The organism is Nitrospirota bacterium (assembly GCA_020846775.1).
GTDB lineage: Bacteria > Nitrospirota > 9FT-COMBO-42-15 > HDB-SIOI813 > HDB-SIOI813 > RBG-16-43-11.
Genome location: JADLDG010000040.1, coordinates 1 through 18,178, shown reverse-complemented (window position 1 = coordinate 18,178; position 18,178 = coordinate 1). Strand labels below are relative to the sequence as shown.

18 protein-coding genes are annotated in these 18,178 nt (G+C 41.4%); 1 reads left to right on the top strand and 17 read right to left on the bottom strand.

The genetic code is table 11. The features are described from left to right. The 17 genes from asnB to rfbC form a co-directional block, all read right to left on the bottom strand. On the bottom strand, nucleotides 1-1,556 hold a 1,556-nt coding region (gene asnB, locus IT392_06800; protein ID MCC6544198.1), incomplete at its 3' end, for an asparagine synthase (glutamine-hydrolyzing). Between the two features lie 125 nt (nucleotides 1,557-1,681). Beyond that, entirely contained in the window at nucleotides 1,682-2,923 is a 1,242-nt protein-coding gene (locus IT392_06795; protein MCC6544197.1) for a hypothetical protein, read from the bottom strand. 34 nt (nucleotides 2,924-2,957) lie between these two features. Further along, nucleotides 2,958-4,427: a B12-binding domain-containing radical SAM protein gene (locus tag IT392_06790; protein MCC6544196.1), complete on the bottom strand. Its 1,470-nt coding sequence runs from the start codon at nucleotides 4,425-4,427 to the stop codon at nucleotides 2,958-2,960. Between the two features lie 92 nt (nucleotides 4,428-4,519). Then, nucleotides 4,520-5,569, bottom strand: a complete 1,050-nt coding sequence (gene pseI / locus IT392_06785) for a pseudaminic acid synthase (GenBank protein MCC6544195.1) — start codon at nucleotides 5,567-5,569, stop codon at nucleotides 4,520-4,522. A gap of 11 nt (nucleotides 5,570-5,580) precedes the next feature. Next, nucleotides 5,581-7,104 (bottom strand): UDP-2,4-diacetamido-2,4,6-trideoxy-beta-L-altropyranose hydrolase, encoded by a 1,524-nt coding sequence (pseG, locus tag IT392_06780; GenBank protein MCC6544194.1) that lies wholly within the window; start codon nucleotides 7,102-7,104, stop codon nucleotides 5,581-5,583. A 5-nt stretch (nucleotides 7,105-7,109) separates the two neighbouring features. Continuing rightward, nucleotides 7,110-8,399: an aminotransferase class III-fold pyridoxal phosphate-dependent enzyme gene (locus IT392_06775; GenBank protein ID MCC6544193.1), complete on the bottom strand. Its 1,290-nt coding sequence runs from the start codon at nucleotides 8,397-8,399 to the stop codon at nucleotides 7,110-7,112. Next, nucleotides 8,399-9,175, bottom strand: a complete 777-nt coding sequence (locus tag IT392_06770; protein ID MCC6544192.1) for a glycosyltransferase family protein — start codon at nucleotides 9,173-9,175, stop codon at nucleotides 8,399-8,401. Before IT392_06770 ends, IT392_06775 begins: the two co-directional genes overlap by 1 nt. Before the next feature lie 10 nt (nucleotides 9,176-9,185). Further along, nucleotides 9,186-10,061, bottom strand: coding sequence for an aldo/keto reductase (locus IT392_06765; protein ID MCC6544191.1), 876 nt, complete (start codon nucleotides 10,059-10,061; stop codon nucleotides 9,186-9,188). Continuing rightward, the gene (pseC, locus tag IT392_06760) at nucleotides 10,058-11,239 is read right to left on the bottom strand and encodes a UDP-4-amino-4,6-dideoxy-N-acetyl-beta-L-altrosamine transaminase (protein MCC6544190.1); all 1,182 of its coding nucleotides are present in this window, start codon (nucleotides 11,237-11,239) and stop codon (nucleotides 10,058-10,060) included. Before pseC ends, IT392_06765 begins: the two co-directional genes overlap by 4 nt. Then, nucleotides 11,239-12,249, bottom strand: a complete 1,011-nt coding sequence (pseB, locus tag IT392_06755; GenBank protein ID MCC6544189.1) for a UDP-N-acetylglucosamine 4,6-dehydratase (inverting) — start codon at nucleotides 12,247-12,249, stop codon at nucleotides 11,239-11,241. Before pseB ends, pseC begins: the two co-directional genes overlap by 1 nt. Nucleotides 12,250-12,537: 288 nt before the next feature. After that, nucleotides 12,538-12,870 (bottom strand): MarR family EPS-associated transcriptional regulator, encoded by a 333-nt coding sequence (locus IT392_06750; protein ID MCC6544188.1) that lies wholly within the window; start codon nucleotides 12,868-12,870, stop codon nucleotides 12,538-12,540. 233 nt (nucleotides 12,871-13,103) lie between these two features. Further along, nucleotides 13,104-13,376 (bottom strand): hypothetical protein, encoded by a 273-nt coding sequence (locus IT392_06745; GenBank protein ID MCC6544187.1) that lies wholly within the window; start codon nucleotides 13,374-13,376, stop codon nucleotides 13,104-13,106. Further along, nucleotides 13,369-13,596 carry a hypothetical protein gene (locus tag IT392_06740; protein ID MCC6544186.1) on the bottom strand — a complete coding sequence of 76 codons (228 nt, stop codon included), beginning with the start codon at nucleotides 13,594-13,596 and terminating at the stop codon, nucleotides 13,369-13,371. The genes IT392_06745 and IT392_06740 overlap by 8 nt, the downstream gene beginning before the upstream one ends. A 188-nt stretch (nucleotides 13,597-13,784) precedes the next feature. Continuing rightward, nucleotides 13,785-14,096 (bottom strand): MarR family EPS-associated transcriptional regulator, encoded by a 312-nt coding sequence (locus tag IT392_06735; GenBank protein MCC6544185.1) that lies wholly within the window; start codon nucleotides 14,094-14,096, stop codon nucleotides 13,785-13,787. 202 nt (nucleotides 14,097-14,298) lie between these two features. Continuing rightward, on the bottom strand, nucleotides 14,299-14,910 hold the full coding sequence (gene cysC / locus IT392_06730) for an adenylyl-sulfate kinase (GenBank protein MCC6544184.1): 612 nt from the start codon (nucleotides 14,908-14,910) through the stop codon (nucleotides 14,299-14,301). Between the two features lie 92 nt (nucleotides 14,911-15,002). Beyond that, nucleotides 15,003-16,850 carry a polysaccharide biosynthesis protein gene (locus IT392_06725; protein MCC6544183.1) on the bottom strand — a complete coding sequence of 616 codons (1,848 nt, stop codon included), beginning with the start codon at nucleotides 16,848-16,850 and terminating at the stop codon, nucleotides 15,003-15,005. Nucleotides 16,851-16,936: 86 nt separating this feature from the next. Next, nucleotides 16,937-17,491: a dTDP-4-dehydrorhamnose 3,5-epimerase gene (gene rfbC / locus IT392_06720; protein MCC6544182.1), complete on the bottom strand. Its 555-nt coding sequence runs from the start codon at nucleotides 17,489-17,491 to the stop codon at nucleotides 16,937-16,939. Between the two features lie 212 nt (nucleotides 17,492-17,703). Between rfbC and IT392_06715 the strand changes: the two genes are divergently transcribed. Continuing rightward, on the top strand, nucleotides 17,704-18,178 hold a 475-nt coding region (locus IT392_06715; protein MCC6544181.1), incomplete at its 3' end, for a hypothetical protein.

Here is an 18,178-nt window from a genome sequence, read left to right as displayed (position 1 = left end):
CACTTGATTGCAATCGGTAGTTGCCAAGCAAACTCCACTATGCGATGGTCTAATAGCGGCACTCTGGTTTCTAAACTTGCTGACATGGCTGCACGATCGACCTTCGCCAGAATGTCGTCAGGTAAGTAGTTTAGCGCATCGGTATACATCATTCGCTCTTTATCGTCGCGCAGCACCTCAGGGACTGTCTCCGAGGTGCTGTTTTTTTTCATTCCGCAAACAAGGTTCGGATAACCTTTCCACTGCGAATTCATATATTGGTAGAACTCGTCTATGCTATTAGAAGCAATGCCTTCGGCTATTGCGCCATAGGGCAGTATATGCTGAAGAGCAGAACGCACTGGAAATGGGAGCATCGAGAGTCGGCTCCATGTATTGACGGTTTGCGAATAGCGTCCGTAACCGCAAAACAATTCATCACCGCCGTCGCCCGACAGAGCAACGGTCACATGCTGGCGGGCAAGTCGGCTCACGAGCACTGTGGGTATCTGCGAGGCATCCGCGAACGGCTCATCGTAAATAAGGGGCAAATCTGGTATGACCTCCATCGCATCCTTAGCCGACACATACAGCTCAGTATGCTCGGTTTTTAGGTGTTCAGCCACAGCTCGGGCATAAGTCGCCTCGTTGTAGCCGTGCTCATCAAATCCAATGGTAAAAGTCTTGACAGAGACCGGAGAAATAGACTGCATCAGCGCAACCACCGTAGACGAATCGGTACCGCCGGAAAGAAAAGCGCCCAGCGGCACATCGGATATTTGCTGTTCATTGATTGTGGCAATCAACAACGCTTCCAATGCTGAGACGGCCTCATCAGGCTGCCCGTTGAATCGCTGATCTGTCCCGGCAGTAATGATATGGCCCAGACTCCAATACGTCCGGAGTTGCTGCATCTCTGCCACTGTACCGGCGGACTTGATTTCCAATATCGAGCCGGGAATCAGTTTACTGATTCCGGCAAACATACTACGTGGTGTAGGCACGTATCCCCGCCTCACATATAACGCAAGAGCAGAACGATCAATATCGCCTATGAAATCTGGATGCTTGTATAAGGCCTTAAGCTCGGAACCGAAGAGAAAAGATTTACCTTGCCAACCGTAATAGAGGGGCTTCTCACCCATGCGGTCGCGCGCTAAAGATAAGGTTTGCGAATCTCTATCCCACAAGGCAATCGCAAACATGCCGGTCGATTGCTGTAATGTCCTTTCAAACCCCCACTGTTGAACCCCTGCCAACAGCGTTTCCGTGTCGGAATGCCCGCGCCATGGCCATTGCCCTAAACTGTGACGTAGTTCCAAGTGATTGTAAATTTCACCATTGAAAGCAAGGATAAATCTTCCGCAATCCGACTCCATCGGCTGATGCCCAGCAGCAGTAAGGTCAATGACTGACAACCGCCTATGGCCCAAGGCAATACCAGCATTTCCGTCCAACCACTGACCAGAATCATCTGGTCCTCGATGCTTTACTGCGCCTGCCATCTTTCCTATAGTGACAGAGGCTTCAACGCAATCAAACCCCTCGTGGTTAAGAAATCCTATAATTCCACACATATAATACAGTGCTGCTTAATAACTCTTTGCCTTCACGTTTCTCAAGAAAAGCTCTAATACCTCCAATATCAACCTCGTTTTTTTACATCTGTCCGATAAGCTTGGAGAACTTTTCCACAATAGAACTATCCGACGCCGATAGCCTGAAGTATATTATTGACGGCACCTGGAGAAACTATAGTTATATAATTCTTGATATACTTTTCTCTTGCATCCTTATCAATAGTTAGATTCAAACCATCATCACAATTATTCCAGCAATTAGAAACACCAACATCAACAAAAAAGGTTGGCAAGTTATTAGCAACACTCCACCGGGGCATTAAAACTGGTTTATTCATCAGTACACAATTATTGATGGTCGTTGACAGACTACAAATACAGAATTCAGAAAAATATATCAACGCATCCAGGTAATTTTTTTCAATTATAATATTATCATGTCTGGCCCTGATAGCTTTCTCTTCCGTAACTGGATGCAGCTTTACTACTAATTTTATATTTTCTTTTTTAAGCCTTTCTGCACAGTCCATTATAAAACGATCCCGTATGTCCGCAGTGTATCCGCCCATATTGTTTTGTTCAGGAAAAGATTCCTCAAGAAGAACTGCATATTTTTGGCCGGCTTTAACCCATTTACGCACCGTCTCAGGCAACATGCCGATAACAAATTTATCGTTTATTATCAGGTCATGCAATTTATCATATTTGGGATTACCCACAACCGTAATATTCTTAGAATTATATCCTAATTTTTTATAATGCTTAATATCGTTTGTAGAATATACAAGACACTTATCGTTCACAATCTCGTCACAATATTCAGGAAACCGAAACGCTTTGCCTGGGTTTTTAAAATATGAATAGATAACCTTCAAACATCGAAAGTTAATAATTTGGATCGGGTTATATCTGCTCAAAGTAAATAAATAGTTAGGAATAACTGTCGAAATATACTTTCTGGTTTTTTTTATTTTCTTCATCAATGAATTATATGACTGTTCCATAAGGACAACAAGCTGGTCATTTGAGGAACCCAAATCTCTAATGCCATGCATTAGATAGATACTTTTTATCTTTAATTTCCTACAGGACATGGTCAACACCCTGTCTAGTATTTGAGTCGTGTTCAGAGTGATTATTATGTCAGGCTTTTCTCGTTCAAACATTTTATAAATCATTTTCGTACCGTAAAAAGAAATATCTCTGCATATAATACCATTGATAACCTCCTCTTTTAAATTAGCAGCATTAAATGATCCAACATGAAGCAACATGGTTTCATGACCGCGTTTTCGCAACTCTGAATCAATCGTAACAAAATTATCTATACCCACTGTCCAATAATCAAAGTATGCAATTTTCATAAAATGGCACCTATATAAACGTAATACAATGCTATTAGCGGATTAATTTATACGCAAACTTTCTGAGGAAATTAGTGATCCTATTTTCCTTTTCTAATAACCTAATTACAGGGTAGAGAAATGCCGGCAACTGCACATATAAATTAAAAGTATTAAATAAGCCCATGATTTCTTTTTCCTTCATCTCCTTGATTTCAATATTTGGTACAGTACCTAAATGGGACTTTATTTCAGTCGTTTTTATTAAACCTTTCTGGATTAATGTTTTTGTCAGCTCATTGTCCGGAAACGGTATAAAAATGGAAACTATCGAAGAATTGGGTTTGGCCTCCTTGTTAAGCTTGATAGTCTCAAATACATGATTCCTGTCCATTCCAGGTAAACCTATCATATTATAGGCACTTACATGGATATTATTGTCCCGCAAGTGTTTTATTGCATTAACAATTTGCCGATTTGACATTTTTCTATTTAGAATTTCTGTCCTGTAAGACTCTATGCCAGACTCAACTCCAATACTAACATGAGCGCATCCCATTATACCAAGCAACTCAGCTACTCTTTTCGTAATAGTTTCAGGACGAACCAAAGCAATAAAGGGAAGACCTACTTTTTCTTTGTATAGCGGAGCCAACTCTTCAAACAATTTTAGAGGTTTAGCTGTAAATGTGCCATCTTGAAAATAAAACATTTCAAGATTATATTTATCCTTTAATTCCTTACATCCTTGAACCAGTTTTTCGGGATCTTTCTGTCTGATATACCCATTATCACCAGCATCTTTGTAAGCTGTTCTAAGCGTTCCAGAACCACAATAACTGCAATTATAAGGACAGCCTCTTGTAGTTTCAACATGTCCCATCCTATAGGCACGACCTTCATATAATCCGTTGATCTGTATGGGATCATATGAATCTAAATTTAATGTTGGAAGTTTGTTGATATCTACCTTATTAGTTATACCGTTACGAATGACTTCATTACCTTTCTTGAGCCAAAGTCCTTTAATGCCTTCTAACTTTTCTCCTCTTTCCATTTTAGTACATACTTCTATTATAAATTCTTCACCCTCACCATAACATATCATATCAATATACGGCTCTTTTATACTTTCCTCAGGGTTAAGACAAACCTGGACACCTCCTGCAAGGATCTTGATTTCTGGAAAATCTTTCTTGAAAGGTTCTAAAAGCTTTCTTTGTATTTCTACGTTGGTAGCATAGAATGAGAATGCTAACAAATCTGGGTTAAATTTATGAACCCTTTCTTTTAAGTCTACATAGGGATTAGTTGGTTTAGGTTCTATGGATAAATTATCTACTACCTTCCAAATACCAGCCTTTAAATGATTAAATTCCCAAGGATCAATGAAATCAAGATAAAAAGACGTATCAAAGACCTCCGTTTTGTGCCCTTCGTTTCTCACTATGGTTTCCAATAGAGATAACGAATAGGGTACTCGAGGACGAAATTCTTTATTAAAATAAATGAAAAGTACTTTCAAAAGTAATCTCCTTTATTATTTTCCTACGACACACTAAATTATATTTGGCTACCTGAACACCAATAATCAGTGAAGAAAGAACCGCGACACTATTAGATCATATCCCACGTTACTGGCGCGCCTTTATTTGCGTCCATTTTTATATACTTACCAAGTATGATTTCGTAATATCTTGGAGGCAAACCATACCCAGGCCTAATGATTCGCAAATTATCTCTCGTAAAAACTGCCCCTTTTTTCATATCCTCGGCAACATAAAGAGAGCGACGATATCGCATCGATGCCCTTTCGTTCTCTGTGGGGCCATAAGCGATTTTCCCAAGTGCCTGCCATGCCCGCTCGGTTTCCATAACTAATTGTCTAAACTCGTCCGGCTCTATAGAAAATGCAGAATCGACCCCACCGTCGGCACGACTAAGAGTAATATGCTTTTCTATTACAGTAGCCCCTAATGAAATGCTTGCGACAGAAACTCCTATCCCCATAGTATGATCAGACAAACCAACCTCGGCTTGAAACAGATCGCGAATGTGGGGGATTGTACGGATATTCGTATTTTCAGGAGTTGCAGGATACGTACTGGTGCATTTAAGCAGAATAATGTCCTTGCAACCTGCTTCTCTGGCACATCTCACAGTTTCATCTAATTCTGCGACCGTTGCCATGCCTGTGGAAATAATCATTGGTTTTCCAGTGAACGCGACCTTCCGAATCAAAGGAATGTCTGTATTTTCAAATGAGGCAATCTTGTAACACGGCACATCAAGACTTTCCAGAAAGTCAACGGCAGTTTCATCAAATGGAGTACTGAAGGCAATCATTCCAAGCTCTTTACAGCGGTCAAATATCGGCTTATGCCACTCCCAGGGTGTATAGGCTTCCTGATAAAGTTTATATAGAGATTTCCCTTTCCACACGCTATTTGGATCAGAAATAAAAAACTCTCCCTCATCCAAATCCAATGTTATTGTGTCAGCGGTATAGGTCTGAATCTTCAAAGCATGAGCACCTGCTCCAGCTGCCGCTTCCACAATCTCAAGTGCCCGATCAAAAGATTGATTGTGATTGCCGGACATCTCGGCAATGATGAAAGGGGGATGCTCCCTTCCTATCAAGCGACTGGAAATAGCAATAGATTTTATACCATCATCCATTAGTTTAAATTTTTCGTTAAAATATTTGCGTATTCTTCAAATCCTGCATCAATAAAAGCTTTCGTTGAAACCATATTTGTTTTAAGTATTTCAGCACAAACTACTTTTATTTTTGGATGTTCTTGTAACAACCATCTGCTTCCGGTTTCAATCAATTTTGGTCCATAGCCGTGTCCGTATTTTCCAGGCATAAGGTAAACTGAAATTCCTGCACTTTCATTATCAATATCATAACGTATAACTCCAATCGGTTCTCCTTCTATCTCACCAATTAATAATACTTTATTGGGATTGTTTAGAGTAGCTTCAAACCACTTGAGATGCTCTTCCCACTTAATTGTTGATGATATAAAAGAAACTTTTCGAGTCTCTTCAGCATTTCTCCAATCATAGATCTTTTTGCAATCGGATTTTAACGCTAACCGTAACTCAATAGAGGCAGGCGTTAAATGTTTGATAACTCTTTCATAGCCTCGGCCATCAACGAGTGATAAGTTCTTTTTAGATATCGACCTAAGCAAATAAGGATTGCTTATAGCCACATCAATGTATTTGGATAACATAGTTGTAGTCGTATTTACGCTCTTACCAAAGTAAAGCAAGTGGCATTCATCAGCCATCGCTTCGATCGTTGTTTCTTGATTTATAGCAAGCGTTGAAACTAAGCTTGGCAAACCTAAACAGCATCTTTCCCAAGTTGCAGTCCCTCCCGCTCCAATTGCTAAATCGGCATTAGCCATGAGTTCCGCCATGTTTGAAAGTTGACACTGGTAGTTTACATTCGGTAATTCAGAGCAGAGCGATTGGATTTGATCTTTGTGAGGATTCTTCGCACCCACTACAACATCTACATCAATATCTGTCCTGTCAATTAATTTAATAGCTTCAACGGCCTTTGCTGTTTCATTAGTTGGGTCAACACCGCCAAAGAAAATCAAGATTCTCCTAACAACACCGTCACGCGTCCTAAGTGTTTTTCTTGCTTCTGTAAATTCCCGTCTCAAAAGGGCATACTTGGGACCAAGCAACTTTCTGCAGTTCTGAGAAACCAATTTATCATAACGTTTTTCAAAATCCGTATGAAGGTTTTGGTCAAGAAGCAAATCACAATCATGCGGCCTGTCGGCCAAGTCGTCTATAACCATTATCTTTGTGGCGAATAGACGCATTTGTCCTTCCCATCGCCTATCCAATGCGTAGTGATCAACAAGCAACCAATCAGTGCATCCGTCTTTTTCAATGACAGACCTGGTCTCTACTGCATCCGTTTGCCAGTCGACCCCTAACCATTCACTGTGAGTCAAATCTCCTGAAACTTCTTTTTTCTCCTTTTCCAGGAATGGAAGACGGTAAACCTTATATCCCTTTGTCTCAACATAGTTAATCATATTGCCAGGTAATTCTCTACACATGAAAGAAACTTTGCAGCTTCTTTCATGAAGGTCATCTGCAAGGGTTAAACACCTCATCAAATGGCCGCTACCCATTTTGTATGAAGAATCAACTCTTATAGCTATTTTCATTAAGTTTAACGCACTTTAAAAAGAGGTTCCAGTGGCTTGCAACAGAGGAGTTTATCCATTTTCCTGTTATTAACCGCATCTTTAAGTACAGGCAGGACGTCATTGTAAACGGCAAGTAATGATGCAATATCCTCATCACTATGTGAATAACTCATATTGTGTGTACCTAATGTCAATATCCGCCTTGCAAACATCTCCTGTAATAGCAGTGTCTTAATCTCCCACATAGTGTAAGGCACGACATCCCTAATATTCAGGAAAGACCAACTTGGAAGGCCTGAAAACGATATTATATGATTCACTTCATGCTTATTGATCAGCTCCCTTAAACCGGTCAAGATCTTTTCTCCCTGAGTTTTGAGAGCTGCAATAACAGGCTTATTCTGGAGCTTGGTCATAGTTGCAAGTGCGGCTGCAAGAGATAATGTCTCGCCACCAAAAGTAAATGAAAAAAAGACCTCTTCCATCTGGCGCATAATTTCTGCCTTTCCTGCAACCGCTGAAACAGGATAACCATTTGCAAGTCCTTTGCCGAAAGTTGCCATATCTGGAATAACACCAAAATATTCCTGGGCGCCGCCATTTGAAAACCTGAAACCGGTAATAGTTTCATCAAAGATAAACACAGCACCGTTTTTGCGGGTTAGCTCCGCTACTTTATGGAGAAAGCCGTCTTTTGGTTCAGTTGTATTCATCGGTTCCATGATCACCGCAGCAACCTGGTTAGGCCACTCTTTAAATATGCGTTGCAAAGAATCTATATCGTTATAAGTAAATTGATGTGTCAGTTCCCGAGTTGCTTTTGGGACACCTTTATAACGGGCGGTAGAACCTATATACCAGTCCTGCCAGCCGTGATAACCGCAGACAGCCACATGATCACGACCTGTATATGCCCTCGCTACCCTGATCGCCCCTGATGTAGCATCTGAGCCGTTTTTACCGAATCTCACCATCTCGGCACACGGCACCATCTCAACTATTTTTTCGGCTACCTGCATCTCAATAGGATGGGGTAGAGAAAAAATAATCCCATCTTCCAGTTGTGCTTGAACTGCTGCAGTCACGTCGGGGTCATTGTATCCCAAAGTCACAGCAGCAAGGGAATTAATAAAATCAATATACTCATTCCCGTCAATATCCCAGACACGACTGCCTTTCCCCTTTGTGATAAAATAAGGCGATACACCATAAGGATACTGTGTCCTGCTCTTACTAAAGGTCTGGGAGCCCAATGGGATAGTCTTTAGTGCTCGTTCCAGAAGCTCTTCTGATTTGCGATACCGCTCAGACATTATTGTTCTCCTGTTGATTTTAAAAACATAGCGTCCTTATCAAACGATTTCTTCATTCCTTCATTACGTTCATGTTGGGTGTTCATGGTTTTCAGATCAGGGTGAATGTCCAGAAAAGATAGGATATCATTTGTAGTAAACTCCGAGTTGTTATGATACAAGGCATCATAAATTTTAGATACCAATTCAAAGTCAACCGCTTCATCGACCGTCCAGCGCAATCCGGACAAGTCTATAGTGTTCCTGAAATTTCCTATTCTGAAACGATCCGGTTGCTGATAAATAAACGGAGTGACATGCTCCCTTTGCGAAGGTAGAACAGCTTCTTTCCATGCTTGCTCCAGGCATTTATACCGGAAGACCTCTGTATCCAGGCCATCAGGAAAAGTGCATTCAAAATTGTTGCTGCTATAATCGTACTGTCCCTGGATGTGAAATGCAATCACCTCATCGATCAAATGAGGATCAATAAGTGGACAGTCACCGGTCAATCTTACTATATGGTCGGCATTATAAGGTTTGGCTGTCTGGTAAAACCTATCTAAGACATCATCAAGACTCCCGCGATAATATGCAATGTCATTTTCTTTGCATAACATTTCAATGGGATTGTCAGTCAGATCAAGACTGGTAGCTACTATTAACTTATCTATCAACTTGGCGCGTCCGATCCTCTCAATCTGTCTCATCAGCATAGGCATGTTAATAATAATTTTTAAAACTTTACCGGGAAGTCTTGTTGAGGAAACCCTTGCCTGTAGAATTGCTAATATCATGCTTGCTGAATCAATACCTCCAATTTGACGGGTTTAATATAGACTCATCACTTAATGCAAAGCTGGTGAAATCTATCGCTTCAACAGGAATGACCTCTGCGCATATCTCTTTAAGCTGCGTATGATTGTTCACGCCGCAGATGATGTAGTCAATATCTGCTATGTTATTCAAAAAACCGAGGGCTGCTCGAGCTGGTGTTAATCCATGCTGATGTATAATTCTGGAATAGTTTTTCAAATGTTCTCTAACAGAATCAAAAAAAGGTGGGAGTGTTTCAGGTGACATAAGCAGCACCCCTTGCAGGAATGCTGAGCGCGCATGAATCTCAACCCCTCTTTTTTTAAGTTTAGACAGATGACCACTGATCAGTAAACGCTGATCAAATACATTTATTGGGAGTTGGATAATATCTATCTGATAATTTTCTAAGATTTCATCAACCTGCAATGCCGTATATACTGACACCCCAATTTTCTCTACCAAACCTTTCTGCTTTAATTCAGACATTTTAGAAAAAAGAAGATGCCCATTTTTACTTAGCAAGTCATCTGCGTTATGTATCAATAACCCATAAATTGAAGCATGCTTCATCTTATGCAACGATTGGGAAAAAAAACCCTCCAATCTCTGAGCATCATCTAATGTTATTGTTGAGGAGGAAAATCTCGCAGTCTTTGTAACAATTTTAAATTTATAGCCATCAGACAACGTTTTGCCTAATGCTTCTTCACTTGTTCCATACATGGCCGCAGTATCTATGAGACTGATGCCATTGTGCATTGCAATATCCAATATTTTTTTTATCTCATTAAGGGAGGTTTTGCCGTCCTGATTTGATATGCCGTAATCAATGCCAAATTGCACCGTTCCCAAACCTATCTTCACCTAAGCACCTGCTTGATTTTGTCAATAACAATATCCTGATCTTCGTCTGTCAAATCATAGTATATGGGAATGCTTATTGCCTCCCTATAATACCTTTCAGCTCCTGGAAAATCACCACGTTTGAATCCTAACCGACTGTAATAAGGTTGAGTATGAACAGGTATGTAATGCAGGTTTACACCAATCCCTTCATTTCGAAGCTCTTCAAACACCTGGCGATGTGACTTATTAATTTCTTTAAGTTTAAGTCGAATCACATACAAGTGAAATGCTGAAAAAGTATCTGGGTGTTGCCAGGGTAACATTATTGGAAAACTCTCTAAATCTTCATTATAACGCTGGGCCAAGTTTCGACGGCGTTTTACAAATTCATCCAAACGGCTCATCTGACTTGCCCCTAAGGCAGCCTGAATATCGGTCATACGGTAATTAAAGCCAAGATCAATTTGTTCATAATACCATGACCCATGGGATCCCCCCTCCATTAATTGAGGATTGCGGGTTATACCATGTGAGCGCAGGCGTATCAGCTTCTCGTACAAGTCACTCCTATTAGTAAGAACCATTCCTCCTTCTCCCGTGGTTATGATTTTAACAGGATGAAAGCTGAAAACGGTCATGTCAGAAAAAACACAACTACCAATTACATTTCCCCTATAACGCCCTCCAATTGCATGAGAGGCATCTTCGATAACAGTAAACCCATAGCGTTTTGCAAGGGCATAGATTTTTGTCATGTCGCATGACTGTCCCGCAAAATGCACAGGGATAACGATCTTTGGAAGTCTTCCTCCCTGTTCTGCTTCTTTAAGTTTTTCTTCCAAAACATCTGCGCACAGATTATAGCTAAGGGAATCGATATCCACAAAATCAACAGAGGAACCACAATAAATCCCGCAATTTGCGGAGGCAACAAAGGTATTGGGGGAGGTCCAGAGCCAGTCTCCAGAGCTAAGTCCTGCTGCTAAGCATGCAATATGGAGTGCAGAGGTAGCGCTATTGACAGCAACGGCATGTTTTGCACCGCAGTATTCAGCCACGATCTTTTCAAAACGATCTATGAGAGGTCCTTGGGTAAGCCAATCGGATTTGAGTACCTCGACAACCGCCTGTATATCCTGTTCGGAAATACTTTGACGAGCATACGGTATAGAGCTTCTGTTCAATACAGTCTCCACTAAAAAATAAAATTTGGATCCACGTGTAGTTTGATAAGGATACGGATATCCTCCACTGTCAGCCAGTCAGTATTCGTTCCACTACTGTATTTAAAACCAGAGGGACAGCATTTCCCTCCAAATGCCTTTATGAATTCCTGCACATTCCAAATAGGCGCGGATGGTAAAATAACATAGTAATCCTTAAATTCAAGTGTGTTCAAGGCGTCTGTTTCAGTGATCATTTCCTCATGTAACTTTTCACCCGGCCGAATACCGACGATTTGCTTCCTGCATCCAGGCGCCACAGCCTCTGCTACATCAAGGATTCGATAGCTTGGTATTTTGGGTACAAATATTTCGCCACCCCACATATTATTGAGTGCATACAAAACAAGGTCTATACCATGTTCCAGAGTGATACTGAACCGTGTCATCCGCTCATCAGTAATCGGAAGTACTCCCTCCGCTCTCTTTTGTAGAAAAAAGGGGATGACACTCCCCCGGCTTCCTTTCACATTTCCATACCGTACAACTGAAAACAGTAAATCCCTTTTACCCCTAAATAGATTTGCGGCAACAAACAATTTGTCCGAACATAGTTTCGTTGCTCCGTAGAGATTGATTGGAGCGGCAGCCTTGTCTGTACTGAGAGCCACGACACGTTTTACACCAGTCGCTATTGCTGCCTCAATAACATTTTGCGCGCCAAATATATTGGTCTTGATTGCCTCCATCGGATTGTACTCACAAGCCGGAACCTGCTTGAGAGCAGCGGCGTGAACAACTATATCAATCCCCTCAAAAGCCCTGAGCAAACGGGAGCTATCCCTAACATCACCTATGAAATATCGGATCTGTGGATATTTGCTTTCAGAAAACTCTTGAGACATCTCAAATTGCTTAAGCTCGTCGCGTGAATAAACAACGAGTCGAGTGATTTCTGGATACTTTAACAATATTGTTTCAATAAATTTTTTTCCGAAGGAACCGGTGCCGCCTGTAACAAGAATCGATTTGCCATTCATCATATTTACTCCCTGAGAGATTATTAAGTTATATCATTTGTCCCATTTTAGAACCATTACAATTAAGCCAAGCAAGCTTTCTAAGGCTTCTATATTACTGAAACTATTCTGTGTTATATACTATATTGGATGGGGTAGGAATTGATATAAAGGTGTCTTTTGAAATCGCATTATCAGACACCTCTTTTTGTATTATACATTACTTTGGTGTCCACTTTTTAGCATCTGGCTTCAGATATATACTTCATCTTGACAATAGATTTTTATGAAGCCGTCATTCTTCCTGTTACTTCAATCGTGCAGGCTGTGATCAAGTCCAACCTCCTTCTTCAACTCCTCTATCTCCATCTTTAACATCTCATATTCATCCAGTTTCCTCTTCAGGAAATCACGGCTGAGCTGCACCCTGCTTTTTATACCTGCAGGGGTAAGGATATACATATAGGCTGCCTTGTTTTTTGAGTTCTTGAATCTCTTTGCCCTGACCAGTCCGGCATCAATGAGATTGCTCAGGACATAGTTCACACTGCCCAAGCTTACGCCGAGTTTTTGCGATAACTCACGCTGGGAAAGCTTGTTATCCTTTGAAAGTTCTTTAAGGAGTTTCAGGTGATGGCCGTTCATTATAAGAAGCAATGAGTGTCGAGCAAAGAGTCGTTAAGAAAAAGCCGGTAAGGCAGAGCTATAAGTAAAACATGGGCAGGCTGCCGCTATTAAACGGCATGGGTATCCTTGCTGTCCTGATTAATGTGCATTGTTTTGTGATAAAGCAAATGATGAGGTATCCTGGATGATGAGTTCAAATGCTGAACCAATATACGGATGTCGGGGGAATATGTCAATGGGGTTTTCATGTATCATGCCACCTTGACTTCCAAGCTGACTTTTTTTAGTCTGGAGACGCGGGGTGAGAGTGATCCTATATGAACATAAACTACCTGCTGTTCTTCTTCTTTTTGCTGCTCTGCCAATTCTATATTTATCCTGCATAGTTCCGGGTCATCTTCAGGCAATAATACAATCTGCGCATTTAATGGAATCTTTTCTGCAATTTCAGGGTGTTCCAAAATATATCTGTCAAACTCTGTACTTAGAATCAAGTTTTTTGAAAATATTTCCTGTTCAGTCATTTTTCTCTACCTCCTTTAAATACTTCTCTCTATATTCTTGCCAGTTGTCTCTCAAATCTTTCTCTACAAAGGTTAATGCAAGATTATAATCATTAAAAGGAAGTGTCTCCTTTTGAGTTTCACCTTTATAAGGCACTATATCTTTGTGAGCAAATCCATGCGACGTATCATATCTGACTACCGGATACCACTCATCCTTTATTTTGAGTTCATACTGCACTATGAATTCAATTCATATTACTTTTTACTCTGACATGTCGAGTTCTACGTCTTCCATCACGACCTAATGGTGTAACATATTCTACAACCTTCAATCAAATTACCCCAAATAAAACTCCGTATTGAAGCCGAGGGTTTCGACTTCAAATCTGCGAACTTTACTTCTTCAGCAACATAAGATGTCTGATGTTATTCAAGATCCCTCTTCAATTCCTCTATTTCCATCTTTAACATCTCATACTCATCCAGTTTCCTCTTCAGGAAATCACGGCTGAGCTGCACCTTACTTTTTATGCCTGCAGGGGTCAGTATGTACATATAGGCTATCTTGTTCTTTGAGTTCTTGAATCTCTTTGCCCTGATAAGTCCGGCATCAATGAGATTGCTCAGGACATAGTTCACACTGCCCAGGCTTACGCCGAGTTTTTGGGATAACTCGCGCTGGGAAAGTTTGTTATCCTTTGAAAGTTCATTAAGGAGTTTCAGGTGATGGCCGTTCATTTAAGAAGCGATGAGCATTTGGGAAGCCCTGGACAGGCTGCCGCCAATGGGGGACATTGGGGTAAGAGCTGTCCTGTATATATTGTTCAATGGGTTTTTATAAGACTAACGATGCGGTAACTTAGGTGATGAGTTCAGATGTTGAACTAATATACTGATATTGAGGGAAGATGTCAATAGGGGTAGTTGGAGTTGAAGTTAGTCACGGTTTATGTGTAATGAATTTTTTGTCTTTAAGATATTTTATGACGTCATCAACGCAATCTTCTAATGATGTTACGTCTGTCTTTAGATAAAGCTCCGGATTTACTGGTGGTTCGTAGGGAGATGAAATGCCTGTAAATCCTTTAATCTCACCCCTCCTTGCCTTTGCATAGAGGCCTTTTGTGTCGCGGCTCTCACAGACAGCAATGCTGCTGTCACAGAATATCTCTATGAACCTCTCTGAACCTGTAAGGGCCCTCACACGCTCCCTGTCCACAATGAATGGGGAGATGAAGGCGGTCAATGCGATTATGCCTGCCTCTGTAAAAAGCTTCACCATCTCTCCGATACGCCTTATGTTCTCACTGCGGTCTTCAGGAGAAAATCCCAGGTCAGAGCAGAGGCCGTGCCTTACATTATCACCGTCAAAGACAAAGGTATGACAGCCCATCTTAAAGAGCCTCTCTTCAACATAATGAGCAAGAGTAGATTTTCCGGCGCCTGACAGGCCTGTAAACCAGAGGACTATTCCCTTGTGTCCGTTCCTGTTCTCCCTGTGGATAGGGGTGATAACTGCATGGTGCCAGACTATGTTGTTGTTATTTTTCATTAGAAAATACGCCTTTCAAATCCCCCCTGACCCCCTTTTCTAAAGTGGGGTAACTAATTTCCCCCCGTTGAAAAAGGGGGATTAAAGGTTATTTAAGCCGGGGTCTGGTTATATGTGGGTATCAGGTCTTTCATGGTTGAAAGTACGCCTTCCTTGTCTGAACCCAATGCCTTGATCTGTAATTCAATCAACTGGTCAAAGAATTTCCCGGAATCTATGCCGTTTGTGCCGGATATTGCCATGTTTATCTTTTCGTGGGATGTCGGGAGGATATTTTCTTCTGTATCAAATAATTCCTCATACAGTTTTTCTCCGGGTCTAAGCCCTGTATATACTATCTTGATGTCCTTTTCAGGCACTAATCCTGATAATGTAATCAGGTTGTGTGCAAGGTCTACAATCTTTATCTGCTCGCCCATGTCAAGAACAAATGTCTCTCCCCCTTTGCCCATGGCTGCTGCCTGAAGAACCAGCTGGACCGCCTCAGGGATGGTCATAAAGAATCGCTGTATATCCGGATGGGTAACTGTGATGGGGCCGCCCTTTTTTAGCTGCTCTCTGAACAGGGGCACTACACTGCCGCTGCTGCCAAGGACATTGCCGAACCGTACTACTATAAATTTAGTACTGCTGATCGAATTCATATGTCCCACAGCCATCTCAGCGATCCTCTTTGAAGCGCCCATTACGCTGGTGGGATTAACGGCCTTATCTGTAGATATCTGCACAAATGTTTCGACCCCGGTCTGATCAGATAATTCCATGACATTCCAGGTGCCCTGCACATTGTTTTTAACGCTCTCAATTATATTATCCTCCATAAGGGGGACATGCTTGTATGCAGCGGCATGAAATACGATCTCCGGCTTGTATTTCTTAAACTTCATATATAATCTGTTAGTGTCGCAAATATCGCCGATCACAACACTGAAGAAGTCTCTCGAATATTTATTTCCAAGCTCATGGTCAATAAAATAGAGACCGTTTTCGTTGCGGTCATAAAGTACAAGGCTGCGGGGGTTATGTTTGATTATCTGTCTGCACAATTCCGAACCTATTGAACCGGCGGCTCCTGTAACAAAGACCCTCTTGCCGCACACAAGGTCCCGGATATTTTCCGGATTTATCGAGACGGGATCCCTGAAGAGGAGGTCTTCTATTGATATATCTCTTATCTGATTTACCGTGACCTGCCCCCTGATAACATCCCTCAGGCTTGGAAGGGTCTTGAGCGCTACATGGTGCTTACTGCACTTACCCATAATCTTCTGGACCTGGAGAGGCTTGGCAGAAGGAATGGCTATGATAATCTCCTCCGGGTCATGTTTTTTTATAAGATGCGGCAGGTCATCTCCGGAGCCAAGGACCGGCACTGAGTGGATCTTAAGCCCCTTCTTCTTGTCATCATCGTCAATAAAGCCTGTTACATGGTGTGAATAGCCGGGATTTTTCAGCATATCCCTGAGCAGGAGTTCACCGGCATCACCAGCGCCATATATAAAAACCCCTCTGTCTTCACGAAGGGTAAGCCTTGTCTTCTCACGTATAATCCTTGTACCAAGCCGGACGCCACCCATCAAACCGATAAGAAAGATCGTATCCATAACAAGTATTGAACGGGGATATGCGTGAAGTCCCATAACAAGGTATATGATAAGTCCATTGATTGCAGAGCTGAATATTACCGCTTTAAAGATCTGGATCACATCTCTTACACTGGCATATCTCCATAGTCCTTTGTGGAGGTCCATGAAGTAGAAGAGGCCAAGCCGGACAAGTATGATAACCGGCAGGGTTGCACCAATCATGTAATAATAATCAGGCGGGATCTTCCATTCAAATCTGAGGGTAAAGGCGAGAAGATTTGATACGACAATCAGGATAAGGTGAACACACACTATTAAGACCCTGCGATACTTCAGGATTACATTAGTGAGCATCTTCTATATTCCCCCTTGTGAAATAAAAATACAAGACCCTGAAACAAGCTGAGGATGTCAATATATACTGTTAGAAAATTTCAAATTTAATACTTAAAATTATTGTCTGCATCTTTTAACACCGGATATGACCGGTCTTTTGCTGAAAGGATGGGGGCCTTTACAGGCCAGTCAATGTTAATCTCCGGGTCATTCCAGGCGATGCCCCGTTCATGGGCGGGTGAATATTCACTGGTACACTTATATAAGACTTCCGCCACGCTGCTAAGGGTAAGAAACCCATGGGCGAAACCGGGCGGGATATAAATCATTTTATTATTTTCATCAGACAGCTCAACGCCGATCCATTTCCCATAGTCAGGAGAACCCTTTCTTATATCAACGGCTACGTCAAATATCTTTCCCTTTATGCACCTCAATAATTTCCCCTGGGCCCCCGGATTGATCTGATAGTGAAGACCCCGCAGGACTCCCATAGACGATTGTGAGTGGTTGTCCTGTACGAAAGATTCACTTATCTCTGCTTTTGCAAACTCAGAATATTTGTAGGTTTCAATAAAGAAGCCCCTCTCGTCCCGGAAGGCCCCCGGTTCAATGATCACGACCCCGGGAATTGATTGTCTTATAAATTTAAAGGGCATTGGCACGCACCCGTCATTTATAACCCCGACATTCATCAGCAAAGGAAATCATACGTTAAATAAGTCACAAAAAGCTGGATGAATTTCTAATAAAAGGGTCTGTAATGAAAAGCAGTCTGGAATTATAATTAAAGGAATCAAGGTTGTCAAGCACAGTGAAATCCCTATAACTTGTGTTTTTTTTTAAATTTTCATATGATAGCTGATTAATTATGAACAATCAGGAAGAATATTCTGACGAAGAAATAAACCTGTTGGATTATTGGCGTGTTATCTGGAAGCGGAAAATACTTATAATCATTGTGGTATTTTTTATTACACTTCTTAGCGCCGTAATCTCATTTTATAGAACAGACATCTATCAGGCAAAGGCTGTAATTTCTCCAATTGGCGACGAAAAAGGTGGAGGAGGTTTATCTCTCCTTTCCCAGCAATTTGGCGGTTTGGCAGGCATCTCCCTGCCTGCATCAACATCTTCAAAGGAGATTGTGAATCTTCTTAACTCAAATATGATCAGGGAAAAGATGATAGAAAAATACAATCTGCTCCCTGTCTTATTCTCTAAAAAATGGGATAAGGATAAGAAGGGATGGATTGAAAAACCCCCAACCATGTGGAACGGTATCAGGGCGCTTAACTCAATTATTAAAGTAACTAATAATATAAAGGAAAATACTATTTCCGTAT

Excerpts from the sequence above, each read along its gene's own strand:
- IT392_06795 (MCC6544197.1), bottom strand. The coding sequence starts at position 2,923 with ATGAAAATTGCATACTTTGATTATTGGACAGTGGGTATAGATAATTTT.
- IT392_06735 (MCC6544185.1), bottom strand. The coding sequence starts at position 14,096 with ATGAACGGCCATCACCTGAAACTCCTTAATGAACTTTCAAAGGATAAC.
- pseB (MCC6544189.1), bottom strand. The coding sequence starts at position 12,249 with ATGATGAATGGCAAATCGATTCTTGTTACAGGCGGCACCGGTTCCTTC.
- rfbC (MCC6544182.1), bottom strand. The coding sequence starts at position 17,491 with ATGCCCTTTAAATTTATAAGACAATCAATTCCCGGGGTCGTGATCATT.
- IT392_06775 (MCC6544193.1), bottom strand. The coding sequence starts at position 8,399 with ATGTCTGAGCGGTATCGCAAATCAGAAGAGCTTCTGGAACGAGCACTA.
- IT392_06750 (MCC6544188.1), bottom strand. The coding sequence starts at position 12,870 with ATGAACGGCCATCACCTGAAACTCCTTAAAGAACTTTCAAAGGATAAC.
- IT392_06770 (MCC6544192.1), bottom strand. The coding sequence starts at position 9,175 with ATGATATTAGCAATTCTACAGGCAAGGGTTTCCTCAACAAGACTTCCC.
- pseG (MCC6544194.1), bottom strand. The coding sequence starts at position 7,104 with ATGAAAATAGCTATAAGAGTTGATTCTTCATACAAAATGGGTAGCGGC.
- IT392_06725 (MCC6544183.1), bottom strand. The coding sequence starts at position 16,850 with ATGCTCACTAATGTAATCCTGAAGTATCGCAGGGTCTTAATAGTGTGT.
- IT392_06745 (MCC6544187.1), bottom strand. The coding sequence starts at position 13,376 with ATGACTGAACAGGAAATATTTTCAAAAAACTTGATTCTAAGTACAGAG.
- cysC (MCC6544184.1), bottom strand. The coding sequence starts at position 14,910 with ATGAAAAATAACAACAACATAGTCTGGCACCATGCAGTTATCACCCCT.